The 25,873-nt window shown below is 47.3% G+C and carries 22 protein-coding genes; 6 read left to right on the forward strand and 16 right to left on the reverse strand.

The window, feature by feature from the left end; genetic code table 11:
* Positions 1-6: 6 nt before the first annotated feature.
* The 5 genes from Q4Q50_RS10730 to Q4Q50_RS10750 form a co-directional block, all read right to left on the reverse strand.
* On the reverse strand, positions 7-1,185 hold the full coding sequence (locus Q4Q50_RS10730; protein WP_311899267.1) for a porin: 1,179 nt from the start codon (positions 1,183-1,185) through the stop codon (positions 7-9).
* 318 nt (positions 1,186-1,503) lie between these two features.
* Positions 1,504-2,334 carry an alpha/beta fold hydrolase gene (locus tag Q4Q50_RS10735; protein ID WP_311899268.1) on the reverse strand — a complete coding sequence of 277 codons (831 nt, stop codon included), beginning with the start codon at positions 2,332-2,334 and terminating at the stop codon, positions 1,504-1,506.
* A gap of 111 nt (positions 2,335-2,445) precedes the next feature.
* Positions 2,446-3,159, reverse strand: a complete 714-nt coding sequence (locus Q4Q50_RS10740; RefSeq protein WP_311899269.1) for a M15 family metallopeptidase — start codon at positions 3,157-3,159, stop codon at positions 2,446-2,448.
* Positions 3,153-4,292, reverse strand: coding sequence for a succinyl-diaminopimelate desuccinylase (gene dapE, locus Q4Q50_RS10745; RefSeq protein ID WP_311899364.1), 1,140 nt, complete (start codon positions 4,290-4,292; stop codon positions 3,153-3,155). The genes Q4Q50_RS10740 and dapE overlap by 7 nt, the downstream gene beginning before the upstream one ends.
* Positions 4,292-4,636: an ArsC family reductase gene (locus tag Q4Q50_RS10750; RefSeq protein WP_311899270.1), complete on the reverse strand. Its 345-nt coding sequence runs from the start codon at positions 4,634-4,636 to the stop codon at positions 4,292-4,294. The genes dapE and Q4Q50_RS10750 overlap by 1 nt, the downstream gene beginning before the upstream one ends.
* 271 nt (positions 4,637-4,907) lie before the next feature.
* Here Q4Q50_RS10750 and Q4Q50_RS10755 point away from each other — a divergent pair, with 271 nt between their 5' ends.
* Complete coding sequence (locus Q4Q50_RS10755) at positions 4,908-6,302, forward strand: MFS transporter (RefSeq protein WP_311899271.1); 1,395 nt, start codon at positions 4,908-4,910, stop codon at positions 6,300-6,302.
* Between the two features lie 227 nt (positions 6,303-6,529).
* Here Q4Q50_RS10755 and crr read toward each other — a convergent pair whose 3' ends face one another.
* The 5 genes from crr to Q4Q50_RS10780 all read right to left on the reverse strand — a co-directional run bounded on the left by crr (position 6,530) and on the right by Q4Q50_RS10780 (position 11,545).
* The gene (crr, locus tag Q4Q50_RS10760) at positions 6,530-7,039 is read right to left on the reverse strand and encodes a PTS glucose transporter subunit IIA (protein WP_006081821.1); all 510 of its coding nucleotides are present in this window, start codon (positions 7,037-7,039) and stop codon (positions 6,530-6,532) included.
* Positions 7,040-7,110: 71 nt separating this feature from the next.
* Positions 7,111-8,814: a phosphoenolpyruvate--protein phosphotransferase gene (gene ptsP, locus Q4Q50_RS10765; protein WP_259563444.1), complete on the reverse strand. Its 1,704-nt coding sequence runs from the start codon at positions 8,812-8,814 to the stop codon at positions 7,111-7,113.
* A gap of 203 nt (positions 8,815-9,017) precedes the next feature.
* A complete protein-coding gene (locus Q4Q50_RS10770; RefSeq protein WP_006081819.1) occupies positions 9,018-9,275 on the reverse strand; it encodes an HPr family phosphocarrier protein in 258 nt (85 codons plus the stop codon).
* Positions 9,276-9,303: 28 nt separating this feature from the next.
* A complete protein-coding gene (locus tag Q4Q50_RS10775; protein WP_006086817.1) occupies positions 9,304-9,699 on the reverse strand; it encodes an ACT domain-containing protein in 396 nt (131 codons plus the stop codon).
* A gap of 208 nt (positions 9,700-9,907) precedes the next feature.
* A complete protein-coding gene (locus Q4Q50_RS10780) occupies positions 9,908-11,545 on the reverse strand; it encodes a methyl-accepting chemotaxis protein (RefSeq protein WP_006086816.1) in 1,638 nt (545 codons plus the stop codon).
* Positions 11,546-11,902: 357 nt separating this feature from the next.
* Between Q4Q50_RS10780 and Q4Q50_RS10785 the strand changes: the two genes are divergently transcribed.
* Together Q4Q50_RS10785 and Q4Q50_RS10790 are read left to right on the forward strand one after the other, a co-directional pair.
* Complete coding sequence (locus Q4Q50_RS10785; RefSeq protein ID WP_006081816.1) at positions 11,903-12,631, forward strand: DUF3334 family protein; 729 nt, start codon at positions 11,903-11,905, stop codon at positions 12,629-12,631.
* A gap of 105 nt (positions 12,632-12,736) precedes the next feature.
* Positions 12,737-13,783 carry a LacI family DNA-binding transcriptional regulator gene (locus Q4Q50_RS10790; protein WP_311899272.1) on the forward strand — a complete coding sequence of 349 codons (1,047 nt, stop codon included), beginning with the start codon at positions 12,737-12,739 and terminating at the stop codon, positions 13,781-13,783.
* 158 nt (positions 13,784-13,941) lie between these two features.
* Here the strand turns inward: Q4Q50_RS10790 and Q4Q50_RS10795 are convergent, their stop codons facing one another.
* Positions 13,942-14,568, reverse strand: a complete 627-nt coding sequence (locus Q4Q50_RS10795) for a 3'-5' exonuclease (RefSeq protein WP_011846919.1) — start codon at positions 14,566-14,568, stop codon at positions 13,942-13,944.
* A gap of 219 nt (positions 14,569-14,787) precedes the next feature.
* Between Q4Q50_RS10795 and Q4Q50_RS10800 the strand changes: the two genes are divergently transcribed.
* Positions 14,788-15,945 (forward strand): ribosomal protein uL16 3-hydroxylase, encoded by a 1,158-nt coding sequence (locus Q4Q50_RS10800; RefSeq protein WP_311899273.1) that lies wholly within the window; start codon positions 14,788-14,790, stop codon positions 15,943-15,945.
* A 193-nt stretch (positions 15,946-16,138) separates the two neighbouring features.
* On the opposite strand, the gene umuC is transcribed toward Q4Q50_RS10800, so the two are convergent.
* The 3 genes from umuC to Q4Q50_RS10815 all read right to left on the reverse strand — a co-directional run bounded on the left by umuC (position 16,139) and on the right by Q4Q50_RS10815 (position 19,504).
* Positions 16,139-17,413 (reverse strand): translesion error-prone DNA polymerase V subunit UmuC, encoded by a 1,275-nt coding sequence (gene umuC / locus Q4Q50_RS10805; protein ID WP_311899274.1) that lies wholly within the window; start codon positions 17,411-17,413, stop codon positions 16,139-16,141.
* A complete protein-coding gene (gene umuD, locus Q4Q50_RS10810; protein WP_006081811.1) occupies positions 17,410-17,829 on the reverse strand; it encodes a translesion error-prone DNA polymerase V autoproteolytic subunit in 420 nt (139 codons plus the stop codon). Before umuD ends, umuC begins: the two co-directional genes overlap by 4 nt.
* Positions 17,830-18,112: 283 nt before the next feature.
* A complete protein-coding gene (locus Q4Q50_RS10815) occupies positions 18,113-19,504 on the reverse strand; it encodes an SLC13 family permease (RefSeq protein ID WP_311899275.1) in 1,392 nt (463 codons plus the stop codon).
* 79 nt (positions 19,505-19,583) lie between these two features.
* Here Q4Q50_RS10815 and Q4Q50_RS10820 point away from each other — a divergent pair, with 79 nt between their 5' ends.
* Entirely contained in the window at positions 19,584-20,402 is an 819-nt protein-coding gene (locus Q4Q50_RS10820; RefSeq protein ID WP_311899276.1) for an AraC family transcriptional regulator, read from the forward strand.
* A 121-nt stretch (positions 20,403-20,523) separates the two neighbouring features.
* Here Q4Q50_RS10820 and Q4Q50_RS10825 read toward each other — a convergent pair whose 3' ends face one another.
* Both Q4Q50_RS10825 and Q4Q50_RS10830 read right to left on the reverse strand, forming a co-directional pair.
* Entirely contained in the window at positions 20,524-23,112 is a 2,589-nt protein-coding gene (locus Q4Q50_RS10825) for a glycoside hydrolase family 15 protein (protein WP_311899277.1), read from the reverse strand.
* Positions 23,113-23,355: 243 nt separating this feature from the next.
* Positions 23,356-25,011, reverse strand: a complete 1,656-nt coding sequence (locus Q4Q50_RS10830) for an MFS transporter (protein ID WP_311899278.1) — start codon at positions 25,009-25,011, stop codon at positions 23,356-23,358.
* A 561-nt stretch (positions 25,012-25,572) separates the two neighbouring features.
* On the opposite strand from Q4Q50_RS10830, the gene Q4Q50_RS10835 reads away from it, so the two are divergent.
* Positions 25,573-25,866 (forward strand): YciI family protein, encoded by a 294-nt coding sequence (locus Q4Q50_RS10835; protein ID WP_261272612.1) that lies wholly within the window; start codon positions 25,573-25,575, stop codon positions 25,864-25,866.
* Positions 25,867-25,873: the final 7 nt, after the last annotated feature.

Here is a 25,873-nt window from a genome sequence, read left to right on the forward strand (position 1 = left end):
AACTCCTTAAAAAACTAAGTCTATTGCCATACTCAGCAACTGTTCATCGGAGGACGGTTTGTCATTGCTGTAGTTGGTGTACTCCAGTTTTAGTGCGGCCGAGGGATGGAAATCCCAGCGTGTTCCTATGATGTAGTAGGCGCTGTCTTCTTGCTGTGCTTCAAGCGCTGCTTTTGTACCGAAAACCAGAGGCGCTAACGCAGCTTGGTTTGCTGGTGGCAGACTATTGTATAGCGGTAACATGCCGTCATAGGCATTGTATTGTGGATCACCTTTGTCAATACCGTAGGTTAAGTGAAAAGTGAAATCTTTATAGCGGATCCCGCCGGAAACAAAGGCTGAATCTTGGATGTTAAAACTGCTAGGGTCGACGTCAATTCGGGTGTATTCAGCCAAGATAAACCATTTACCCGCATCATATTTAACGTTAGCGCCTATGAGTAACGCGCTGTCGTTAATGGGTAAAAGATCATCGACCACTTGCTGACTAAATAACCCAGTTTGGGCAATCGCATCGCCTAGGCCCAGCAGAGCAGGTAACTCGTAGGAGAAATCGGTCACTATGCCGATATTCAAGCCGTACTCAAACCCTGAGGTCACAAAGTTAAAGTTCATTATGTGGCCCTCGGCAGAGAAGGGCGCGGGAGGTGTTGATGAACCTATAGGCGCATAGTCAGAAACAGAAGTCGTAATATACTTATAGGTCAAACCGACTTCGGTATCGCCCCATAAATCGGAATATACTAAGCCGACACCTTCACCTGAATTAAATGGCAGTGAATAAACGCCGCGGGGCGGGGTGATCCAGTGATAGGCATAGCCTACGTCAATATAATCTGAATATTTATAGAGGTTAAAGCGTTGACGGCCCGCCATCAGCATAAGTTTGTCGCTGATGTCGTAAGAGATATAAGCCCATTCGAATTCGGCACTGTAATCGTTATTGCCTCTGGATAGCACTTGCGCCGTGGCTCTTAGGCCACTACCCAGATCGGCGGTAAATTGTAAGGCAACTTTAGAATCATTATTAAAGTTGATTTCTTTGTCATAACCATAATAGCTTTTATCGTCACTGAGACTCGAGCCCGCGACAATAGAGGCAAATCCATTTATTTGAACATCGGCATAAAGAGACGGCATATAAAGTGTGCTGAGCACGCAGAGGGCAACTGTACTTTTTCTCATGGCAGAATACCTTGTTGAGGGAATACAGTAATAAAGGTAGTTGATAAATGGTAGATTTCACCTTTATGCAACATTTTTTGAGACGTTGACATCAAAATGGTGATTTATACTTGTTAATGCTGATTTAGCGGGGGATTCTTAGGGAATTTGGCGAGTTAACCTGTGGTGCTAAATCAAGTAAAGCCTAATATATTCATGGGTTAAACAGGGGGGAACGTGGATTTGGTATTGAGGGTATGGGTTAAGCTGAATAGCTATCTTCAAGATGCGCATGCCCACACCTTGAAGATTTATTTCGCAACAGTATTTAGTGACAGATTAATGATGTTTAGCGAGAAAATCGGCTAAGTGTTGATTGATAAATTCGGCTTGTTCAAGGGTCGAGATATGTCCCGCCGCAGGAATGTGCACCAGCTGACTGCCATCGATGGCATCACTCATCAGGTAGCTTTCTAGCACACTGCGCGCTTTATCCTCAACGCCCGCCATGATGAGGCAGGGGAGTGTAAATTGCTCCGCACATTCCATGGTATCGCGGCGACCAAAAATCATTCGTCCCAGTTTCACTATCGTGGGAATTTTTTCTGCTGAGATTGTGGCAAGTGAGTGTTCAAAGTCAGTGACCAGTTCAGGTGTGTTTTGCGCGGCATTGTTTGCGAAGAACAAAGGTGAAATCGCACTGATAAGCGGCGCAGGAATCGCCTTAGCGGCGGTAATCATATCCAGCATGCCATCATATTTCGCGCGGGTCACTTCGGGTTCGAAACCGATAAAACTGTTGAGCATCACGAGGGTTTTAACTCTTGTTGGTGCTTTCAGTACCAATTCTGCGCCCCACATAGCACCAACAGATTGTCCGATAACACTAAAGTCAGTGATATTGAGGGCATCCATTAAGGCCAACATGTGATCGGCAATATCGAGTAGCGTTTTACCATCATCGGGCAGTAAATCTGACTGACCATGACCCCACAGTTCTGGCACGATACAGCGGTAATGGGCACTTAGCGCGGCAATTTGAGGCGCCCACATGGCGCTATCCCACAAATAACTGTGACCAAACAACAATATAGGGCCTGTACCTACATCAAGGTAACTTAATTTACGATCGGCAATCATGAGCTGCTGACGGTGTGAAGAAAAATCCATAAAGCCTACTTAACCAAATATATCGTTATGTTAAGCCGTATTCTGGCGCCAATTTGGGCGATAGATCGCTGGGCTTAACCTTTACAAAAATCTGCGGCGAATATCCCACAGCTAAGGCTGAGCGATACGCAGCACGTATTCATCCACTAGATAGTCTAATCGTGCTAGTACCGCATCTTTTAGCAACATATCACTGTTTTCTAACAAGGTTGCCAGTTCGGCACGATCGAATTGCGGCAACAATAATTGCGCAACAGGGAAATAGCTTATGTGCCAAGGCTCAGGACTGACCGCGCTTTGTCCCTGTTGAAACGGGAAATAAAAGCCAAAATCATGGGCATTCTCCATTAGCCAAGCATGCAGTTTGGCGCAGGGGCCAGCTTGGACATATTCAGCTTCAACAAGACGCAGGGCTTTGACATCAATTTGATTCGCATCGAACACATCGAGATCTGTGCCCCAGTGGTGACGTGAAGCACCGGGCAGCGCCGACCAGAGCAAAATCAAGTCGACGATGGCATCGTCACTCAGTCCCTTAATACTCATCGCTTGCTCGTTGGCATCTAATACCGCGCGTTTACCGCTGGCCTTGGCATTCCAAATTGCCAGTTGTCGCTCAAAAGGGCGATGGGCAGAGCAGATGGCGAGTGCTATGCCCGCCTCTTTGGCTTTTTCCGCCATCGCATTAAAGGCGATGGCGGTGTTCGCTTCGAGCCAAAAGCTATGATACCCATGGTGATACGGACTTAAATATTCCACTAATTCAGTGGCGTTTAAGCCGTAAAGCCTCGCGGTTTCGGGGCGGATCTCAAGGTGTGTTAGCACAATAGTTGTTCCAAAATCACTTCATAACACAGGGCTAGCTGCTCAAGGTCATCCACTTTAACGCATTCATTCACTTTATGAATGGTGGCGTTCACTGGGCCAAGCTCTAACACTTTGGCACCCGTTGGCGCGATAAAGCGTCCGTCCGATGTGCCGCCTGTGGTTTGTGGATCTGTCTCATAGCCTGTGACTTGGCGAATAGCAATACGGGTCGCGTCAAGCAGTGGGCCATCGCCGGTTAAAAATGGCAGACCATTGAAAATCCAGCTGATATCGTAGTCTAGCTCGTGGGCTTTCAATAAGGCTTCAACCCGTTCAATCAATATTTCGGCGGTCACTTCGGTGGAGTAACGGAAGTTAAACATCACGTCTAGTGCGCCGGGGATCACATTCGATGCGCCGGTACCGCCATTAATATTGGCGATTTGGAAGCTGGTGGGCGGAAAGAACTCATTACCATTATCCCAGTGCATCTGACTCAGCTCGGCTAAGAAAGGCGTGGCTTTGTGGATTGGGTTATCGGCAAGGTGTGGATAGGCCACGTGGCCTTGAATGCCTTTCACGGTTAAGTTACCGGTTAAACTGCCGCGGCGACCATTTTTGACCACATCACCCAGCTTTAGGGTCGATGAAGGTTCGCCGACTAACGCCCAGGTGATCTTCTCGTTGCGCGCTTCTAAGGTATCAATGACTCGAGTCGTACCGTTAATAAATGGGCCTTCTTCATCGCTGGTGATCAAAAAGGCGATTGAACCATGATGATCTGGGTGTTTAGCGACAAAGCGTTCGGTGGCAATGACCATAGCCGCCAATGAACCTTTCATGTCCGCCGCGCCGCGGCCATATAAGTAGCCATCAATGATGGTGGGCACAAACGGCGGCGTGTGCCAGCGGCTCACATCACCCGTTGGCACAACATCTGTGTGGCCGGCAAAACAAAAGACCGGACCTTCATTGCCACGGCGAGCCCACATATTGGTGGTGTCTTCAAATACCATAGGTTCGATATTAAAGCCGATGGTGCTGAGTCTTTCAGCCATTAAGGTTTGACAGCCTTCATCAAGCGGCGTCACCGAAGGGCGGGCAATCAGCGCTTTTGTTAGTTCAGTTACAGGATAATCGTCGGCTGGCATCATAGTGAAAATACTCTTTTATAGGCGGCTTCATCAAAGCCAATCAGCACGTGTTCACCGACGACCAAGACGGGGCGTTTGATCAGTGTCGGTTGCGCAAGCATAAGTTGAATGGCTTTGGCTTGATCGATATCGGTTTTATCTGCGTCACTGAGGGCACGAAAACTTGTGCTGCGCTTATTGAATACGGTTTCCCAGCCTGAGGTTTTACACCAGAATTCGAGGTATTCTTGACGTAGGCCGTCATCTCTAAAATCATGGAAATGAACTGGAACTTTATGATTTTCAATCCATTTACGTGCTTTACGCACTGTATCGCAATTCTTAATACCGTAGAGGGTCAAAATGATGCTCCAGTGTGGATGGACGCTTGGCTTGCAAGCATTGATTTTGCTGGCATTGTGGCATTGTGCGCCGCATGTCACAAGTGGGATGTGTTGCCGATATCTGGTGAGTAACAAAACGCTAATTTTCTAGGGATAATCATCGCTATTGCCTTGCTTTGGCTTGACTTTTTAACACTTGTTTAACTTAAGTGCCTTGTATATATTGTTTTTTCATTAAAATCAGTTTGATATCTGGCGTTGACTCTAGCGCGACTTTTAAAGGATTAAAATGCACAGCGATGTTTCTTTGCAGCGATTTAAGCAATTTCCGCGCTTGATGTGGATATTTTTGTTTGGGTCGTTTATCACCCGTGGCAGTTATTACATGGTATGGCCATTTTTAGCTGTTATTTTATATGAGAAATTTGCGCTAAGTGCCACAGAGGTCGGCATGGTCTTGTCCAGCGCCGCGATTATTTCGGTATTTACCAGCTTTGTTGGTAGCTCATTATCCGACAGAATAGGTCGTCATAAGCTGATGTACGTGACGGGCACTCTCTATATCATCTCGTTTTCGTTATTGGCTGAAGCCAATTCTGTCGAAGGGTATGTAGTTGTGATGACATTGTGCTCTATGGCCACTTCATTATGGCGACCGCTGACATCGGCGGCTATTGGCGACATTATTGCCGATCCTAAAACACGCGAATTGGCGATGCAGTCACTGTATTTCATCGTCAACGTTGGCTGCGCCGTTGGCCCTATGCTTGGGGTATGGCTTGGTCTTACGGGCAAGCAGTCCAGTTTTTACCTTACCGCAGTGGCCTTTGCCGTGTTGTTAATTATGTTGTACTGGGGATTTAACCATCAAACCCGTCAGGATGTTGCTTTGGCGGCTGGCGCCTCATCGAATGACAATTTAAGTGACGCTACGAGTGGCACTGAAAGTGATGGTGCAAGTGGCAGTGTAAATGACTGTGTAAATGACATAACAAGTGATGGTGTTAATCGTGGCGTGAATGGCTTATCGAGTGATACTGAGGCGAGCACGAAAAAAGCGGCAGTCGTGAGCCGTAAGCAAATTGTCGCCATTCTATTGCAAGATAAATTGCTGCAATGTTTAATTTTCGCCAATATTTTATGTATGTTCATTTATGCCCAAATGGACAGTTCGTTGATCCAATATCTCACTCGTGCTGGCGCGCCTGATTTACTGACGTTAATCTCTGGCATGATTTTCACTAATGCTATGGTGATTATCTCAACCCAATTTTTGCTATTGAAACTCATGGCCCGTTTTCCGCTTGTCAAACGGATTCAAATCGGATTGCTGTTACTGATCTGCTCACAGATCTGGCTGGCATTTAATCCGCTGGATCTTTTTTGGGGCTGGATAGGCGCAATTGTGGTGATGAGTGTCGCCGAGACGATTTTGTTTCCCACTATGAATGTGCATATCGACCGCCTAGCCCCTGATCATCTTCGGGGGGCTTACTTTGGGGCCGCCTCATTCTATGATTTAGGCTTTGCGCTCGCGCCCCTTGGCGGCGGTATTATATTGGATCATTTTGGCGGTCAGTGGCTGTTTTTGACCGGCGCCGTACTCTCAGTATTGGTGATTTATCTGTACAGTATTTTAGATAGACTACCGCGACCCGATTTTGCCATGTTTAAAGCGGATTAGTGTACGAGAACTCTATCTCAGCTCGTTGCAGCTAACGTGATGGCTTAGCGTGAAAACGACCGAAATGGATTGTTCTAAGTGCTGTGTATCGAGACAGCTACAGCTTGGCGAATTCAAATACCGTGTTAGGCTCGGTTTTCAAAAACGTAAAAGGCTGGCTCATGATTATGAGCCAGCCTTTTATTATTCAAAACACAACCGATAAACGATGCATGTAAACAGTTAAATTAGAGCTGTACCGTAAAGATCACGTCTTTACCTGCGGTGACACTGCCTTGGGCCTTGTCTAGGTATTTGACGTCTTCCATGTTTGCCAGCACGACAGGGGTGAGTAGGCTGTCGACTTGGTCTTTAAGATAATCAATATCGAAGGACAAAATCGGATCGCCGACTTTCACTTCTTGGCCTTCTTGGGCTAAACGTTTAAAACCTTTGCCCCTCAGCTCGACTGTGCCGACGCCAAAGTGCACAAATAATTCTAAACCTTGGGGAGACTCAATGCTGAAGGCATGATTTGTCTCAAAAATTTTTCCGATGGTGCCGTCGATAGGCGCAAGAATTAATTCGCCTTTGGGGGCGATGGCAATGCCATCACCGACAATCTTCTCTGCAAAAACCACATCGGGGACTTTTTCAATAGCGACGATATCGCCGGAAACGGGGGCATATACCATGATACCGCCAGCTAACTGAGTCTGACCCGATACCAAGCGCCTTATTCGGCTTAAAAATCCCATAATCTAGAGCCTCTTTTGCTTGTTTTTGTCATTGTTTTTGTTCTGTAATGCAGCATAACGAATAAATGTCTCTATTTATAGCTTGTTATACACTGCTGTAGACCTGCAATTCTATCTTGTTGTAATGCAGTGTGCGCCAGCGCCGAAAATTGTTGGATGTTGCCTTGGCAAATGGCAGCTTTGACTTCTAACAGTGAGCTTAAGTTAACACTGAGTTCGTCCAGCCCCATGCCGATTAACAGCGGTGCAATTTGTGGTGAACTGGCCAGTTCGCCGCACAGCGACACTTTCACATTGGCCGCTTTTGCTTGGACTATTGTCATGTTAATTAACGCTAAAATGGCAGGCGAAAGGCTCGGATAGTCGCGGGTAAGCTGCGGGTTGGTCCTATCGGCTGCCATTGCATATTGGGTTAAATCATTGGTGCCAATGCTGACAAAGTCGAGTCGTGGCAGCATAGCATTGAGGTTAAATACCGCTGCGGGGGTTTCGACAACGATACCGTAGCTGAGTTCACCGTAACCTTTCTCTTCTTCTTCCAGGGCATCTTGGCACTGGGCAATCAGTGCAAACACTTCATCCAATTCTTCGACTTGATTAACCATAGGGAACATCAAGCGGATCGGACCGTGGTTTGCGGCGCGCAAAATAGCCCTCAATTGGGTTTTAAATAAGTCGGGGTGTGCCAAGGTGTAGCGAATGCCGCGCAGCCCTAAGGCGGGATTATCTTCTATTTCTTGGCACAGGCAAGGCAGTTCTTTGTCGGCACCGATATCTAAGGTGCGGATGGTAAAGGTCTTACCGCCCAGAGCGTGCAATGCATCGCAATATAAGCTGTATTGGGCTTTCTCATCGGGCAGGGTGCTGACGTTCATCAGCATAAATTCGGTGCGAAACAAACCTATACCATCGGCGCCAACATCGCTGACATGGGTGATGTCGTTGAGATTGCCGACGTTAGCCATAAGCCCCACAATATGGCCATCTTGGGTTTGCGCGGGTCCATCCTTATAGGTTTGCAGCGCCGCCCGTCTTGCCTGTTCGTGGTGAAAGGTGACGGTAAGTCTTGCCTGTTGATCAGGATTGGGATTAACGCAAAGCTCACCATTGAGCGCATCGAGTACTAAGGGCGTGCCGTTGGGGATCGAATCGGCATCAAACTGACAACTTAATATGGCTGGAATGCCGGCAGCTCGGGCTAAAATCGCCGTATGACTGGTTAAACCGCCAGTTTTGAGCACAATACCGCAGAGGTTTTCCCTTGGCAGCAAGGCAAATTCGGCGGGGGTTAAATCTTGTGCCAACAAGATGGTGGGTCTGTCGAGTTTTTCGAGCCCTTGGTTTAAATGGCCATTGATCGCGGCGACAACGCGTTGGCCTAAACAGCGTACATCTTGGGCTCGATTAGCTAAATAGGGATCATCTAGGGATTGTAACTCGTTGGCTTGATGGGCAAATATGCGTTCAACCGCCACACTTGCCGACAGTTGTAAGGTACGAATCGCATCGTTCACTTGCTCGATTAATTCATCGTCTTCCAATAACAATAAATCGGCTTCGATCAGCTGATAATTTTCTGAATCGCTATCGAGTGCGGCTTGGCTGTGGGCCAGTTGTGCCTGTAGCTCTTGCAAGGCTTTGGTAAACTTGCCCTGTTGTTGGGGAATTTTCGACAGGGGAATAGGGCGATAATCGAGGTGGTGTTCGGTGTGAATAAGGTGAAGTGCCTGACCAAAGGCAATTCCCGATGACACTATAATCCCCGTTATTGACATATCCCTTCCTAAATTAACCACTGAACTGAGTGCCCGTTAGCGCTAGCGAGTCTAGTTGAGTGGCGTTGAGTTTGTAAAGCGTTGACATGTAAACTATTGGCACTAACAGAATCCGTTTCAACTTATCCCTCGTCGGTAAGATCTACATGTAAGCACTTATATATTAGTGCGCTAATCAGTGCACTAGTAAATAGGATAAAGGCCTAGCTTAGCGTGATCAGCAGCTCGGAGACTTTCTCAACCGCGGCTTGTGCCTGTTCACCTTCGGCAAACACTCTTACCGTGACGCCAGAATATAGCCCTAAAGTTTGTAGCTTAAACAGACTCTTAGCGCTGGCTTGCTTACCATTACATTCGACCATGACATCGCAGTCAAAGGTTTTGGCTTCTTTAACCAGTAAAGCTGCAGGGCGGGTGTGAATCCCATGTTTGGCGGTAATGGTGACAGATTTTTCGTACATAGTGGATGAGCTCATATTTAATGGGGTATTACACTTCGTCTTTCGATTCTATGATGTGGTAGCCCTGTTTTTTCAAGGCGGCGATGGCACTTTTGAGGCGATTATTTTTCACGAGGATGTAATCGGTATCAAAGGTGGAAATCGCAAAAATACTGATTTGTTCGTCCGCTAAGGTGCCAGACACTTTAGATAAAATGCCTGTCATCGAGAATCCGAGTGGCCCGAGCACTTCAAAACAACACCAGCCCGGTTCTTGCTCTAGGCTGTCGAGTTGCATCTCACTGGAAATGACTAAAGATAAACCTTCTTGGGTTTTACCGATGAAATACATATCCTGTGCAAAAACCTCACTGGGCAATACGGCATTCGGGCTAAAGCTATGAATTGTGTACTGTTCAGGGTGAACGGCTAAGGTCATTCGCATGGCAGTGTCTCGGTTGGATTTTTAAGGCTAAAGCATACCGCATATCAAACGTTAGCGTGACAGAGAATTTGTGGTTAATGGGATTTTTTTCGTTGAAATTCATTGTTGGTGAGATAGCGGTTAACAAGCGTTACCAGAAGGTTTACCCAAAGAAAAGGGCGCCCTATGGCGCCCCAGTCGACAAGTTATACAGCTCATATACTGTTAGTTAGATTTTAAACTGACCCAAGGTGCGGGACATGTCTTGGCTAATGTCTTGCAGTGACTGAGCCGCATGATTGTTGCTCTCGTTAGCTTTGACTGAGACTTCCGTTAATTCCGAAATATTACAAATATTTCGATTAATCTCTTCGGTCACTAATGATTGCTCTTCGGTGGCGCTGGCTAATTGGGTATTCATATCACTGATATGGGCAATTAATTGCAGAATCGCTGCCATGGCTTTACCCGCTTCGTGGGCTTGGGCTTGCAGCTCATCGGATTGCAGCTGAGTTTGATTGTTGCTTTTCATCACTGAGCCGACACCAGATTGGATCTCGCTAATGATTTTTTGGATCTCATTGGTCGAGTCTTGGGTGCGAGTGGCGAGGGCGCGGACTTCATCGGCAACTACAGCAAAACCGCGGCCATGGGTCCCCGCTCGCGCAGCTTCAATGGCGGCGTTAAGGGCGAGTAAGTTTGTCTGCTCGGCAATGCTGCGGATCACATCGAGAATGCTACCGATTTGCTGTGAGGCGACACCCAGTTTTTGGGTGATAACTTCAGAGGCTTTTAATTCAGCCACCAGCTTTTCAGTATTGCTGACCGTGTTGTCAATCACCACTTGGCTTTGCTGCGCTTGTTCTTTTACGCTGTTCGCCGCATCGGCCGCTTGCTGGGTGTTGCTCGCCATTTCATGGGTGGTTGAGAGCATTTGATTGACTGCGGTGGCAACGCTACCCGTTTCTCTGTGGATATGCTCAGCACTTTGATTGGACTCTTCAACTGCAATTAAGAGTTGTTTGGCGTCAGTGTCTAATGCTTGGCCTAAAGGCTGTAAATGGCCGACCATGTCGCCAATTTTTTGTGCAAACATGTTAAAGGCGCGGGCAAGATGGGCAATTTCATCTTTACCTTGGGCATTAATGCGCTGACTTAAATCGCCTTCGCCTTGGGCAATATCTTCAAGGGCATCAATGGCATCATTCAATGGCGAGGTAATGGAATGATTAAGCACAAGGAAGAAAGCAAAAATCGGCACTGAAATCAAAAACATAATAATCAGGTAATCGATAATAACTGACTTTAAACTCGCTTTAACGTCACTGAGATAAGCACCGGTCATCACTGTCCAGCCCCATTGTGGGTAGTAACGGGCTTCGGCGAGCTTATCTTCGATAGCGCGAGTCATAGGATCGGCTATGGGGTATTCGAGGGTGGTTTTCGATTTAGCCCGCGCTAATGGCAGCATAGTGGCCAATGGATTAGTGCCATTGGGTAATTTAAACGTTAATGCTGAGGTGCCAACAAGACTTGCATTGTCACCGTGGGCGAGGATTTGATTATTATCATCAATAACAATGAAATAGCCTGAGCCAGAATAGCGAGTCTGATTGATTAACTCAGCGGCAGCTTTCTTGGCGTCTTCTTCGCTGTATTTACCTTTGAGCGCATCCTGACGATGTACATCTATCACGCTTAACATGCTTGCGAGTTGACCGTCTATCTGTAGCCATTTCTGCTCAATTAAATTGCTGTACTGCTCCTTAATCGAAAAACTGGCAAAACACACAGTCCCTATCGCGGCCATAAGAAGCATCATCATTAAGCGTTGCAAGATAGTAAATCGGCGCAAAAACGTGATCATTGGGGGGTCTCAAAGGCTGATAATTGTTACTTAATATACCTGCGAATCAATCTCAATTGAATCGTCTGTGACATAAATTCAGCAAAAGCCGTTATAAAATATGAGTTTCTTTGATCTAAAGCAGGAAATGATGATAGGGAATTTTAATCTGTTGCATTATGGGGCATGTTCTTATTAAGTTATGCCGTTTTTTAAGTCGTTGCATGTTGCAGGTTTTATCTGACCTATTAAATATCAATAAGTTAGCGTTATGTTAACTTTACGGCCTTGCTAAATTAGGCTAATCAATTGTTTTAATTTTGATTTTTTACGCTTTTACGCGCAAGATTAATGCATTATTCAGTTTGAGAATCGATTATGACCACAAATACTATCGTAACGTCGGATGATATTTTACTGAAGTTATGTCACTCAGTCGCCCACGTACTCTCTAGCACCAGTGCCAGTAATGTTACCCACGCAGGTATGGTACAAAGTATCGCGCGCACGCGTCTAAAACCCGATCTTGGTTGTTTCTCGATTTTTGATGGTGGTTTTTCGGGCCTAGTCGTCATTAACTTTTCATCTTCGGCGGCGATTGAAATCTACCGTCGCTACATGCTGAACATGGGCATGCCTGAATCTGAGTTGGCATTTTCGCATACGTCAGATGAAGTGAGTAACGTGATGGGTGAGTTGATGAACCAAATCTTAGGGGATTTTATTAATAAAATTTCAAAAGAATTGCAAACGTCAATCAGCCAAAGTCAGCCAAAAATGTTGACGATTAATAAAGAGTTAACCATTTCAATCGATGCTAACTTAGATGATGCGGTCGCCCGTAGAGTGTCGTTTAGAACTGAAAACAATCATATTTTCTACCTCGAATTTGCCATGGATAAAACTGAGTTCATTCGTTTAGATGAATTTGTTTACGATGAAGAATTCGACCCCGACAGCCTATTAGAGCAGCACAGTACGATAGGCGGTAATAAGGACTCAACGTCGAATGTTTCGCCTTGGGTGAAGATGGCAGACAAACCCGCCATTGCGACTCGCGCCATTGATAATGACGCCGATGATTTGCTCGATCAGCTTGGCATTTAAGCAGAAAATCTAAGTGTAAGACGGATGTTAATGCATTCGTCTATACAAGTTAGCGGAACTGTTTTAGTATCGACGCAAAATAATCACTAAGGTTACCTCCTCTCTATGGCATCGAAAGCGACCTCGATTGATATTGCTTATCGTGCTGGCGTATCCCAGTCTACGGTTTCCCGTGCCCTTAGAAACAGTCCGTTAGTCAATTTAGAGACCCGTCAACGTATTCAAGCCATTGCTAAAGAGCTGAATTACAAGGTTGATAAAAACGCCAGTAATCTTCGCACCCAAAATAGCCATACCTTAGCGCTGTTATTGTGTGAAGACCCCACCAATGATGACTCGTTAATCAATCCCTTTTTTCTGTCAATGCTAGGCTCCATTACCCGAGCAACGGCGCAGCAGGGTTATGATTTACTCGTTTCTTTTCAGCAATTATCCAGCGATTGGCACGCCGATTATGAAGACAGCAATAAAGCCGATGGCATTATTCTGCTCGGTTATGGCGACTATATGGATTACGAGCAAAAGCTGGAGCGACTGTTAGCGCAGAATACCCATTTTGTGATTTGGGGCGCCGAGCATAACAATAAGTCTGTGCTATCGATTGGCTGTGATAATCATCAAGGCGGCTTGATTGCGACAGAGCATTTGATTTCCCTTGGCCGCAACGCTTTTGCCTTTTTAGGCGATGCTTCGAGCCATAGCCCTGAGTTTAGGGACAGATATTTAGGGCATGTGAAGGCGCTGCAAACGGCGAATATTCCCGTGGATCGCACTAAGCAAGTGTCGGCCATCAGCACAGAAAGTTCAGGCTACGATGCCGCTATGGTGTTGATTGCCCAAGGCACTAAGTTTGATGCGATATTTGCGGCCAGCGATTTGATTGCCATCGGCGCGATTCGGGCGCTGAAAGAAAAGGGCATTTCAGTCCCTGAACAAGTCGCTGTAGTGGGATATGACGATATTCCGGTGGCGAGTTTTGCTAATCCGCCATTAACGACCATTAAGCAGAACACCCAATTAGCCGGTGAGATCTTAGTCGACAGTGTACTCAAACTTATCCGCGGACAAGAGGTGAGTGCGCAGCTTATTCCGACAACCTTAGTGGTTCGCAGCTCCTGCGGCATTGATAGCGCGCCGCTTAAGCCGCTATAGATGGCTATTATCGCTAGGCGTTCGTAGCTCTAGCATACTGTTATTTGTTGGCAACCGATTGAATAGTTAAATCGTACCTATTGAAACAAAAAGCTGATAATCCTTGGATTTATCGGCTTTTTGCTTTTTGATACCTCTTAGCTGCGTTGCTTTTTGGATCACTTGACGGCGTATTGGCGTAAAAACTTCGGCACCTCTGCTTTGGTTTTCTTCGCTAATTTTTGCAGTAACTCAAAGGTCGGTGAGCAGAGTCCAAACTCTTGCTGAAGGTCTGCCAGCATAGCTAACCACAAATGGCCGGTCATTTCGGCATCGGCTAAGGCGCGGTGAAATGTGCCATCGGTCGGCAACTGTTTATAGCGCACTAAAGTACCTAACTGATGATTGGGTGCCGCTTGATACAAACGTCTCGCCACCAGCAAGGAACAGCCAAATTGCCCAAGATAACGATGGCGAATTTGGGCAAACTCCGCATCTAAAAAGCGCTGATCGAACGCCGCATTGTGGGCAACTAAATTGTGATCGGCTATAAAGTCCGCAAAACGCGCCATCACTTCATTGCAGGGCGCCGCGTCCCTGAGCATTTGATTGCTGATCCCTGTGTAGTCCTCAATAAAGCGACTTATTCTAAATCCTGGGTTCATTAACTCAGAAAATCTTTGGGTGATCACACCGTCTTCAATCAGCACAGCCCCGATTTCAATCGCGCGATCCCCTTGATTGGGCGATAGCCCCGTGGTTTCAAAGTCGAGCACGACCAAAGTGTTAGCAGCTGATGTAGGCATAGATCTTACATGGACTCAATAAATGATGTGTCAGCATTAGCGCTGTTTGTGGCGAAATGCTTTTAGATAAGCCGATTGTAATTCAATACGTTAGTAAATTCACTATCCCATTGATGCTGACAAAAGACTTAATGCTTTGTTGATCCGGTCGAGCTTTCTTGGTTTCGCTTCCTGTTAGCATTTGCTGCTATGAATAACAGTTTGGTTTGTGAGCACCCCATGCAACTCGATATTAACGGCTTAACGCCCGCGCAATTTCTAGCAGAGTATTGGCAGAAAAAACCCTTGGTGATCCGCCAAGGATTCAAGCATTTTCAAGATTTAGTCTCGCCCGAAGAATTAGCGGGCTTAGCCATGGATGAGCTGGTGGAATCTCGGCGGGTGTACCAACAAGCAGGCCAATGGCAGGCGGAATTTGGCCCCTTCGATTCCTACGATCATCTTGGTGAACGGGATTGGACTTTGATCGTCCAAGCTTTGAATAACTGGGTGCCCGATGCGGAAGCCTTGATCCAATGCTTTGATTTTATTCCGCGCTGGCGTTTAGATGATGTGATGGTGAGCTTTGCAACGCCTGGCGGTGGCGTGGGGCCGCATATCGATCTGTATGATGTGTTTATTTGCCAAGGTTCGGGACGTCGCCGTTGGCGCGTAGGCGATCTGGGGCCGCACAAAGAGTTTGCCGCCCATCCCGCTTTGCTGCACACCGAAGCCTTTGACCCGATTATCGATACTGAGTTGCTGCCCGGCGACATCCTTTATATTCCCCCTGGATTCCCCCATGACGGCATAACCTTAGAGCAGTCTTTGAGTTTCTCAGTGGGTTATCGCACCGCCTCCGCCAAAGATATGATAAGCGCTTTGGCCGATCATTTGTCTGAGCAGGATTTAGGCGCACAGCAAATTAAAGATCCAGACCGTGAGCTGACCACCCGCAGTGGCTGTGTCGATAATGGCGATTTAGCGCGGTTACGCACCCAACTGACTAATATGTTGACCGATGAATTGGTGAGCGAGTTTTCGGGCCGCTATTTAACTCAGTCAAAGTGCGCCTTAGATTTACCCGATGAGCCATTGGACATCGCGCAAGACGAAGTACTCGCTTGGCTTGATGAGCAACCGCTTATTCGCCTCGGTGGATTGCGCTGTTTGTATTTTGATATCAATGTGGCACAGGGCGTTGTCTATATTAATGGTGATAAGTATCAGCTTTCAGCCGAATTGGCCGCAGTGATCCCATTACTATGTGATAGTAATCAGTTGGATAAAGCTGCCTTAGCCCCTTGGTTAGCCCATGCTGATTTGCTCACGCAACTTACCGAGTGGGTGAATCTAGGCTACTGGTACTTTGAAGATCTCAGCGATGAAGAGTGTTAAGGCGGAATGAGCCAAAGCTTGATGGGTGTTAATGCCACTTTAGCGTTAACACCCAACGGGGCTTAGCGCTATATATTTTTTAGATCTAGATGGGTTTTAGTGCTATATGGATTTTAGAGTTAGTTTAGAGTTAGTTTAGAGTTTGGTGGGGTCTGTAATTCGCAGGCGGTCATTTAGCCACTGGATTTGTTGATTATTTCACTATGGGTAATTGTGCCCATTGGGTGGTGTAACGAGGGGAAAGCTGCTCACGCTTCATTCCCCAAGTCGGGTCAATACCTTGTCCTGCAAACCATATTTTTCCATGACCGCTGTGGTTCACTTTATCGAGTAACTGCATCAACTCTTTGCTTTTAGGCCTAGGCGTGACGTCATCGAATAATCCAAGCTGAAACACGCCAGCACCAAAAAAATCCCCTAACATGACACCGGCCTTTGCATAGGCATGACCTTCACGCCAAATGCGTTGCAGTAGGCTTTGGCCAAGGGTGACAAAATCCCGCGTATCATTGCTGGGCCGAACTAAACTGCCCGATAGTGATTTGCTGTACTGGGGAGTTGCATCGCTAAAAGGGCTAGTACGCACAAATACTGACATCGCTTTAGCGTACTGGCGCTCGGAGCGCAGTTTTTCACAGGCCCTAAAAGTGTATTCATTGATTGCCTGTTGCATCGCTTCTAAATTATCAATACGGCTGCCAAAGGATCGGGAGCTGATAATTTGTTGCTTAGTGGCGGCGACCTCTTGTATGTCATCACAGTCAATGCCGTTAAGTTCGCGTACCGTGCGCTCAACGGTGACAGAAAAGGTGTCGCGGATAAGCTTGGGATGCGCATCCGCCAATTGCAACGCGGTATTTATGCCCATGATGTTCAAGCGTTTTGTAAGCCGACGGCCTATTCCCCAGACTTCGTCGACAGGGATAAGCGCCATCAGCCGTCGTTGGCGTTCACGGTCGCGCAAGTCAACCACGCCCCGCGTCGCGGGATAACGTTTCGCGGCATGGTTTGCCAGTTTAGCGAGGGTTTTTGTCGGTCCAATGCCGACGCAAACGCTGATCCCAATCCACTGCGGTATCCGTTGATAAATATCAAGTGCAAGCTGATGAATATCAATGCATTTATCGAGACGAGAAAGGTCTAAAAACGCTTCATCAATACTATACACTTCTACTTTCGGTACCATTTGCTCTAAGGTGGTCATGACTCTATTTGATATGTCGGCATAGAGTGCATAGTTGGAGGAGAATACCGCGACGTGATGCTGGCGGAGTTGGTTTGCGATTTGATACACAGGCACCGCCATCTTGATGCCAAGTTGTTTTGCCTCTGCCGAGCGGGCGACGACGCAGCCATCGTTATTGGATAACACCACAATCGGCCTGCCAGCTAAATCTGGCCTAAACATCCGCTCACAGGATGCATAAAAATTATTGCAATCGACGAGGGCGAATAATGAGGGCGTCATTTGAGCTTTTTCACCACGTTGGTCACCACCCCAAAGATGTTTAACTCAGACTCATCATTGATGGCAATCGGGGAGAATAAGGCATTACGTGGCAGTAATTGCACCACAGGGCGCAGTTGCAATTGCTTTACAGTAAACTCGCCGTTGACTGCTGCGACAACGGTATCTCCGTGGGCCGGCTGTAATGAGCGATCCACCACCAAAATATCACCGGAGAAAATCCCCGCTTCGATCATCGAATCCCCTTGGACTTTGACAAAAAACGTGGCGGCGGGGTGCTTGATGCATAACTCATTGAGATCTAATGTTTGTTCTACATAGTCTTGGGCAGGTGACGGAAATCCTGCGGCAATCAAGGAGCTAAATAGCGAGAGCCGATATTGGGTATGTTTGGCGAAGCGGCCTAGGATCATCATAATAAATCACAATATACTGTACGTATGAACAGTATAGTCTAACAATGAAACTTATCGAAATAATTTATGTTTGGACAGTTGTGTTATCGACCCTGGCGCAAAGACGAACTTGTTTTATGCTGTGTGATGATTGTATGCGCTGTAGAGTGATGAGTGTAGAGCGCGAGGCAATTGATGATGCCTGCTCTAAAGTACCCTTGGCGGCGTCAATACCGCCAAGGGTGAGTGTTTCGTCAATTTAATTTAGTTAACGCTTTAGTTAACCCGCTTTAGCTAACGCAATTTAGTTAATCCAACCGAGCCATAGCCACCACAGATAATCCAGTGGGATAAGTGCAATTAGAGTGATTGCCGCCAGCGGTAAGGTGATGTTAAGTAGTTTGCTTAAGGGCTCTTGGGATAATTGCATCGCCAAAATCAACGGGGCAACCTGATAAGGAAAAATCACGGTTGAGAAACCGATCACCTGCGTCATTAATACCGCTGGGGTGGAGAAGCCAGTTGCATTGGCAAAATCTGCCGCCATGGGGGACAACACTGTCGGCACACCTGGAACCGTTGCTACTAATCCCGTCAGCGTCCCCATCAGCGATAAAGACATGAAATTCAGGAACGATGCCCCTTGCTGCAATGGTAGCCATTCACTGAACAATTGACCTAGCGCAGTGCCAAGTCCAGATTGATTGACCAATGCCCCTAGACCTAAGGCCGCCGCGACAAAAATGACGGTCGCAAAATCCACCGAACTATTAAAACTCTTAGGCTCAAGTACTCCCCATTTGGGGAGCAATAACAAGATAGCGGTGGTCAGTCCAACCCACGCCGGATTGACCCCGTGCAGTGAGTCTGTCACCCAAAACAGTAAAGTGATCGCAAGTAATACTGTGACTTTCTTTTGCATACCAAGGTTATAAGCTTCTGTTTCAATAAAGCTTTCAGGCCGATTTTCATCTATTTTTGCAGGAAATAGGAAGACGACTAGCGGCACAATCAATATCGATTTGAGCAAACCAAGGATTGGAAAATGTAGTAAGAGATACTCGGTATAACCAAAATGGATATTGAATAGATTCTCGCTGGAACCCGCCAATATCATATTGGGAATATTCGCGGGCAACACGGCAAAACTGGGCATGTTACACGCCAGTGCCAAGGCGGTCGCAATGCCTATCCGCCCATGACTACCACGAGCAAAACCGACTTGCTCAGCTAACGCCATACCAATTGGCACCATGACCACCGCACGGCCAACGGATGAGGGCATCACAAAGCCAAGCAGCACGGCACTAAAGACCAAACCCGCAATCAAGCGTGGATAACTTGAGGTCAGTATGGGGGCAATCAAACTGGCCATTCTGCGACTTAAGCCAGACTGAGTGATGGCACTGCCAATCACAAACCCTGAAATGATTAACCACACCGCAGTCGAGCCGAATCCTGAAAAAAGTACACTCGGCTCAATGAGTTTGAAAATGGTGGCAAGGGCAAAAAATATTAACCCCGCCATAAAGGGCGGGAAAAAACCTGTGCTCCAAAACATCAAGGTCACTAATACTAGGCCAGCGCTATAGGAAAACACCGCGGGATGCTGACTCAGCGGAAAAAGTGCAAGTAAAGTAGCGATCAACAGTGTACTGAAAAACGCTAGCGGTTTAACGCCAATAAAACGTTTCATGTTTACCGACCTATGGGTTGAATACGTAAAAGATGCCAACTAAGATAGCTGACTTAGTTTGGCGTTTTAAGAGGGTAATATGTCAAAAGCTGTTCTTAAAGCGACATTGTTAACGCCCAGTGATGTGGCGTTTATCACAGATGCCAATCGACCTGTGTTAACCCATACTCGCAATATGGCGGCGGAAGCGGGCATCGAGCCTCATTCACATCCGCGGGGGCAGCTACTTTGGGCCGCGAAAGGCTTGTTACGTGTCCGCAGTGAAAATGCCGTCTGGGTGGTACCCTCAACCCATGCGGTTTGGATCCCCTGCAATTTATCTCACCAAGTGAACAGCGAAACCCACGCCCACACTCGTAATATCTATATTGATCCTAGCTATGATGTTAGGCCACAGGATACAAAAGTGGTGATGGTGACTATGACAGCGCTGATGCGCGAACTGGTGCTCAAACTCTGTGAGAGTTCACACCTTTTAGGCAGTGGACAACTGCATCGGCTGGGTTTGGTTGCCATTGATGAGCTCGAAACTCTGGACAGCCTAGATGCCCATTTACCCGCAGGCTCAGATCCAAGACTCAGCCGCTTGATCCAAAAGTTGATCCGGCACCCAACAGTGAATTACACCCTGACCGAGTTAGCCGAAATGGGCGGCGCGAGTGTGAGAACGATTGAACGACTATTCAAAGCTGAAACTGGGCTCACTTATCGACAGTGGCGGCAAAGGTTTCGTCTATTAAACTCGCTTGAAAGCTTAAGCCAAGGAGAGAGCACGACTAGGGTGGCACATAGTCTAGGTTATCTGAGCGTCAGCAGTTTCAGTGCAGCTTTTAAAATGCAATTTGGTTGCACGCCGCAAGATTATCCGCAGCATAAGCCGATGAAAAGCAGGCGCTAAATCAGGCACAATAACATCGTCTGTAAAAAAGCTAGAACAACATCTAGGATGCTGTTCTAGCCTGTAATCTATCAAAGTATCGTTAAGCTAATACGCAATTTTAATTGGCTATTTCAACTCATTATTTCAATGCCGCTGGGACGATAGGGTAGTTATCCCAGACTTGGCCGTCGGTCATAGAACGCACCAGTTTAATGTATTCGGCATGGGTCCAAGCTAGCGGCGTGGCAGAGTTAGTGCCTTGTCCGAGTTGGTAATGGTAGCGGGTGGCATCGCCGACACCGTCCCACGCTTGCTCGGGTAACATCATGCCCGCATTCGCAAACGTTTCCATGCCCTGCACATAGGTGTTGATCAACTGCTGCTTGGTTTGCTGCGCGTAATTGCCTGTTAGCTCGCCTTTTTCTTGGGCGAGTGCTAATTCAAAATGACCGCGCTCACCGGTGAAGAAGGGCCAGACGCGGCCACGTTGATCGGCGCTGTTGCTGCCCGATTCCGCATAGTTCTTGCCAGTCACCGTATCCTCACCGTAGCCATCGTTGCCATAACGTCTAAAGCCTGGAATTTTGCTGCCATCTTTGGCGGTAAACTCATATTTAAGGCGCAAATTAGAGTCAAGTTCAGTGTTATCAATCAATTGAAGGCTTTGATTGATGAGCTTATCGGTTGCACCGCGCACGCCATAACGCACCAGTTCTAAAAATCCGCCATCGAGGATCTGACGCTGGTCTAAACCTTGCTTACCGTTATTCGCCGCCAGTGTATCGCTAGTATTTGGCTCGCCATTCGGGCTTAAACGTAAATAGTAAGGCGCGCTGACGCCTGCGCTGTTTTTTAGTAGTCCTTGGGTGGTGACTAAGTGTTTTTCTAAACTATTACTTAAGTCTTTGGCGGCGGCAAGATAACGGGCGCTTGAAGTAATATCTTTAGCTTCTTTGGCAATTTCACTCGCGGCAACAAGACCTGCGATCACTGCGGCCGTTGTCGAGGGTGAGTAACCCGCCTGTTCTTCCCAACGCTCTTGCTGGGTTTTAGGCGGGGTGATTTGAGTGTGATTCCAATCCAGATTGACCTCACCGCCACTGATCAAGAAGTCCGCTGCACCTTTGAGCATCTCTTGATACCAGTGACTGATCTCATCAGGGGTGAGTACACCCGCTTGCCAGAGTTTCCAGCCGAGCATGATTGGCATGGCGGTTTGATCGAGCTGTACACCAACCCACTCAATTTGGCCATCCACATGGGTCTTTTGCAGGAACCAACCCGGCGTACCCGTAAAGCCGGGTGTCTTTTCGGTCACTTGCACTTTTTTCAGGTATTCGAAGGCCACTTTGGGCGTTTGGGTGTCACCCATGGCGAGGAATGCCATGGCACATTGGTAAAAGTCACGCGGCCATACCGCTTTATAGCCAGTACTCGGCACGGCTGCTGAAACCGTATCGCCCCAAGGATTAGATAACGAGGCGATAAGTGCGCCCGCATAGGTTTTATCTTCCTGCGCTTTTAAGACCATAGCACTGGTATACAGCAGCTTACCGTTATCGGTCGTGTTGTTGGCCATGTTTGTGATGGCGGGCAGCGAGCTTAAGTAATCGTGCCAGCCGACATGGGTGGCATCGCCTTTATAGGCGCTCAGCACAGCATCATAACCTGCGGTTAAGGTGGCATCGGCATTGGCTAAACTCTGTGCTTCATCTTTACCAAAACCGATGGCGAGATTAAAGGTGACGGGTTTGGCTTTGATGAGCGTAGGGTAACTCGCAGTAAAGGCGATATTGCCAACGGTCGATTTATCTTGCGTACTGGTCGTTTGATAGTGTGTATCGAGTTTGCCGTTATCGGCCAAATCGGCTAGGCCATCAGAGACGCCGACAAAGCCTGTCGTTGCCTGCACAAAATTGAGATCGGATTTCACCGTCATCACGCTGCTGTCTTTGGCGGCGGTATAGGCCACCAGCGCCTGATTACTAGCATGAGTGTTGGCATGAGTGTTGGCATGATTGTCAGTATGAGTGTCGATGCGGCCGATATCATTGGCGCCCGCGTTATCGATATGCGGATTGACATACAAATGCGGCGTAATGCCGTCTTCAAAGGCGGTAAAGGTGATGCGCATCATTAGGGTGTCGCGGTCGGGATCGGTAAAGATATGCTTTTCAATCTGATACTTACCTTCAACATCTTTATTGATAATTTTATAGGCAAGGGATTGCGGGCGACCGTTAGCTTCGGTATCTAAATATTCTATGCTGCTGATGGTGTTATCTTTTTCGGTATCGACAAAGCCATTACCCGTGACCACAAATTGCAGTTCTTTGAGCTGCGCATTGTGAATAAGACCATACATGGTTTCGGTTAAAATACCTTGGGCGAGGGAGAACCAAACGCGGCTAATGGGATTTTGCTTGGCATCTTGGTATTGACCTTGGGTGTAAGGCTCGTACGACGTTCCAATACCGGTTTTACCCGAAAATGCCCAAGTCGGCGCTTTACCCGGTGCGCCGGGCGCAACCTGCTGCACATTTGATGCGGCATTGCCACTCATGCTTGGTGTGGCTGAATTCGATGTGGGTGAACAGGCTGTGAATCCTATTGTCCCTAATAGACTTGCGGCGACGGCAAGCGCTAGGCGGCTGCGCCTTGTTAACGTTTGTGCGTGACGGGTTTGGCTAGTGTGCAGATCCTGCTGCGGCGTAGGACTCGATTCCATCTCGTTCTCCCCAAATAATGGTTATATTTTTATAGTGATTGAATTGATATAAAAGCTTCATGCTGCGGTGAATCGCCAAATTGCCGAGTCCACCGCGCTTAACGTATCTGGATGTATGTCGACTAACTGACTGTTATCTAAAGACCTAGCATCTAACGGCCTGGCATCTAAAAGAGCCTCACTTAAGGAGATGGCACTTAATTGAGTGCCATCTTATTCAGCGCCACAGCACTTAGTGAACTGTCAGTTAACTTTGTTTGCGGCTTTTGTGGTTAAGTTGGTTTTGCTATTTACGGCGGCGCTTTGGTCATTTTGATCCACTATCTCTTGCTCAACAAAAAGTACTGCAATACCAGCGCACATCATCAAGACGCCACCTGTGATCAGCGCATAAATAGGTTGACCATCGAACAGACCATTGAGCACTAAACCCAGCACACTGGCGGCAAGAAGCTGCGGGATCACAATGAAGAAGTTAAAGATCCCCATGTAAACGCCCATTTTTTGCGGGGGTAACATGCCCGATAACATAGCGTAGGGCACAGATAAAATGGACGCCCACGCGATACCGACACCTATCATAGGCAGCCATAACAGGCTTGGATCTTTAATAAAGAAGAAGCTAATCAACCCGATACCGCCACAGAACATATTGACTGTGTGCGTCAGTTTGATACCGATACGCTTAGCCAGCATAGGAATGAAAATCGCGGCAATCGCGGCAAAACCATTGTAGGAGGCGAACAGCACGCCGACCCAATCTGCGCCGTCGTTGTAGGCTTGGGACAACACATCGCTACTGCCAAAATGGTAAGACGTCACGGCAGCTGTGGTGTAAATCCACATGGCAAACAACGCAAACCAAGAGAAAAACTGCACTATCGCCAGTTGATGCATGGCTTTGGGCATATGGAATAAGTCATCGACCACGCTAAATACCATGCCGAGCTTATTGCGTTCAGCGGGGTGTGAATTGCCCAAACGCAGCGCGCAATACAGTTGCAATGGGCCAAAGGCAAAAATCCCTAAGCTTAAGATATACAGCTGCTTATCTAAATCCTGCGCCCAAATAGCGAAGGTGAGCAAGGCGCCGAGCCCCATCCACACGAAGGACGCAAATTGGTAGTCCTTGCGGGTACGAGTGCGAGCTAAGGTTTCATCCTCAGCATCGACTTGTTTTGCGTTAAAGGCGGCTAACTCTTCGGGGGAATATTCTCTTGTCGATACGACAGTCCAAGTGACCGCTAGCAATAATACTGCGCCACCGAAATAGAAGGCATAACGCACTGAGTCGGCAATTTCACCCGCTGGTGCAGTATTAGCGACAGCAAAAAAGTGAGTCAAAATATAGGGTAAAGCTGAAGCGACCACAGCGCCAATGCCGATGAAAAAGCTTTGCATGGCATAGCCTTGGGTACGCTGGCTTTTCGGTAAATTGTCACCAACGAAAGCGCGAAACGGCTCCATGGCGATGTTGATCGAGGCATCCATTATCCACAACATGCCCGCGGCAATCCACAGGGTAGGCGAGTGCGGCATGATAAAAATGGCGAGAGTGGTAAAAATCGCACCAATCAAAAAATAAGGGCGGCGGCGGCCAAGGCGTCCCCAAGTTTTATCGCTTAAATAACCAATAATAGGTTGAACCAACAAACCCGTCAGCGGCGCGGCAATCCACAGAATGGGGATTTCATCGATAGAGGCGCCTAAGGTTTGGAAAATGCGGCTAACGTTGGCATTTTGCAGGGCAAAACCAAATTGAATGCCTAAAAAGCCGAAGCACATATTAAAAATTTGCCAGAAATTCAGTTCAGGTTGTTGCTTGAATGAATGCGGCGCCTGAGGCACGACAGCTTGATGGCTATCTTGTTGATTCGCCTGTTGATGATTCGAAGACATTGAACTTCCTTTCTGTTGCCGGCAGTATGTCTGCCTTGAGTGCTTATTGTTTTAATTGTTTTGCCGAGCAATGGATGGTTTCGCACATATTATGAATGCGTCTGCTCTGTGAAAAAATGGCGAATATACCTCTCCCTCAGAAGCATATTCGCCGATAAATTCATTTCACATTTGGACTTAACACCTTAATGAAAACGAGTCAGTCCAAAAGAATGGCTCAAAGCCAGTCAGCAGAAAGAACTTAAGCCTGATAGTAATCCTTGTATATAACCCTATCAGAAACGACCTCACACATCTCAAACCCCACAAGCAGAGGGTGAAACGAGCGGATTTATAGTAGCCTTGCCTTGGTTTTAGGTACAACCGCTTACATACGTATTCATCATGGGTTGATAACCACACGTAAACAGAGGTGCAACCTGCTGTTGACTGTTTTTAACTTTGCTGGAGGCTAAGTTCATTTGACACTTGAGGACCGCACTATATATTAGGACCGCACTATATAGTCAGCGGGAAGAAACCTATTGTATAAGCCCCGACTTGCTGAATAAGAGGATACCTATGTTTGTTGTTTCGCTCACCTATAAAAAGCCGATTGCCGAAGTGGAGTTACATTTAGCCGCGCATATCGAATATCTTGATCAGTATTATGCCGCAGGGACTTTTATTGCCTCGGGTCGTAAAGTACCACGTACTGGCGGCGTCATCCTCGCGAAGGCAGAGAGTCGCGCGGCGCTAGAGGCCATTTTGCAGCAAGATCCGTTCTGCATTGCCGATGTTGCCGAGTTTGAGGTGATAGAGTTTGTGCCAACTAAAACGGCGCCTGGATTAGAGCAGTTGATTGAAGTGATTTAATGACCTT

It is taken from the genome of Shewanella scandinavica, assembly GCF_031932065.1.
In the GTDB taxonomy this organism is placed as follows: domain Bacteria; phylum Pseudomonadota; class Gammaproteobacteria; order Enterobacterales; family Shewanellaceae; genus Shewanella; species Shewanella baltica.

Bases quoted from the DNA above. Each gene is read 5' to 3' on its own strand.
- Q4Q50_RS10780 (WP_006086816.1), bottom strand. From the start codon at position 11,545: ATGATCACGTTTTTGCGCCGATTTACTATCTTGCAACGCTTAATGATG.
- Q4Q50_RS10735 (WP_311899268.1), bottom strand. From the start codon at position 2,334: ATGGATTTTTCTTCACACCGTCAGCAGCTCATGATTGCCGATCGTAAA.
- Q4Q50_RS10775 (WP_006086817.1), bottom strand. From the start codon at position 9,699: ATGCGAATGACCTTAGCCGTTCACCCTGAACAGTACACAATTCATAGC.
- Q4Q50_RS10790 (WP_311899272.1), top strand. From the start codon at position 12,737: ATGGCATCGAAAGCGACCTCGATTGATATTGCTTATCGTGCTGGCGTA.
- Q4Q50_RS10785 (WP_006081816.1), top strand. From the start codon at position 11,903: ATGACCACAAATACTATCGTAACGTCGGATGATATTTTACTGAAGTTA.
- Q4Q50_RS10755 (WP_311899271.1), top strand. From the start codon at position 4,908: ATGCACAGCGATGTTTCTTTGCAGCGATTTAAGCAATTTCCGCGCTTG.
- Q4Q50_RS10795 (WP_011846919.1), bottom strand. From the start codon at position 14,568: ATGCCTACATCAGCTGCTAACACTTTGGTCGTGCTCGACTTTGAAACC.
- Q4Q50_RS10815 (WP_311899275.1), bottom strand. From the start codon at position 19,504: ATGAAACGTTTTATTGGCGTTAAACCGCTAGCGTTTTTCAGTACACTG.
- Q4Q50_RS10770 (WP_006081819.1), bottom strand. From the start codon at position 9,275: ATGTACGAAAAATCTGTCACCATTACCGCCAAACATGGGATTCACACC.
- Q4Q50_RS10830 (WP_311899278.1), bottom strand. From the start codon at position 25,011: ATGTCTTCGAATCATCAACAGGCGAATCAACAAGATAGCCATCAAGCT.
- Q4Q50_RS10835 (WP_261272612.1), top strand. From the start codon at position 25,573: ATGTTTGTTGTTTCGCTCACCTATAAAAAGCCGATTGCCGAAGTGGAG.
- ptsP (WP_259563444.1), bottom strand. From the start codon at position 8,814: ATGTCAATAACGGGGATTATAGTGTCATCGGGAATTGCCTTTGGTCAG.
- dapE (WP_311899364.1), bottom strand. From the start codon at position 4,292: ATGCCAGCCGACGATTATCCTGTAACTGAACTAACAAAAGCGCTGATT.
- umuD (WP_006081811.1), bottom strand. From the start codon at position 17,829: ATGATGATCCTAGGCCGCTTCGCCAAACATACCCAATATCGGCTCTCG.
- umuC (WP_311899274.1), bottom strand. From the start codon at position 17,413: ATGACGCCCTCATTATTCGCCCTCGTCGATTGCAATAATTTTTATGCA.
- Q4Q50_RS10730 (WP_311899267.1), bottom strand. From the start codon at position 1,185: ATGAGAAAAAGTACAGTTGCCCTCTGCGTGCTCAGCACACTTTATATG.
- crr (WP_006081821.1), bottom strand. From the start codon at position 7,039: ATGGGATTTTTAAGCCGAATAAGGCGCTTGGTATCGGGTCAGACTCAG.
- Q4Q50_RS10800 (WP_311899273.1), top strand. From the start codon at position 14,788: ATGCAACTCGATATTAACGGCTTAACGCCCGCGCAATTTCTAGCAGAG.
- Q4Q50_RS10820 (WP_311899276.1), top strand. From the start codon at position 19,584: ATGTCAAAAGCTGTTCTTAAAGCGACATTGTTAACGCCCAGTGATGTG.
- Q4Q50_RS10825 (WP_311899277.1), bottom strand. From the start codon at position 23,112: ATGGAATCGAGTCCTACGCCGCAGCAGGATCTGCACACTAGCCAAACC.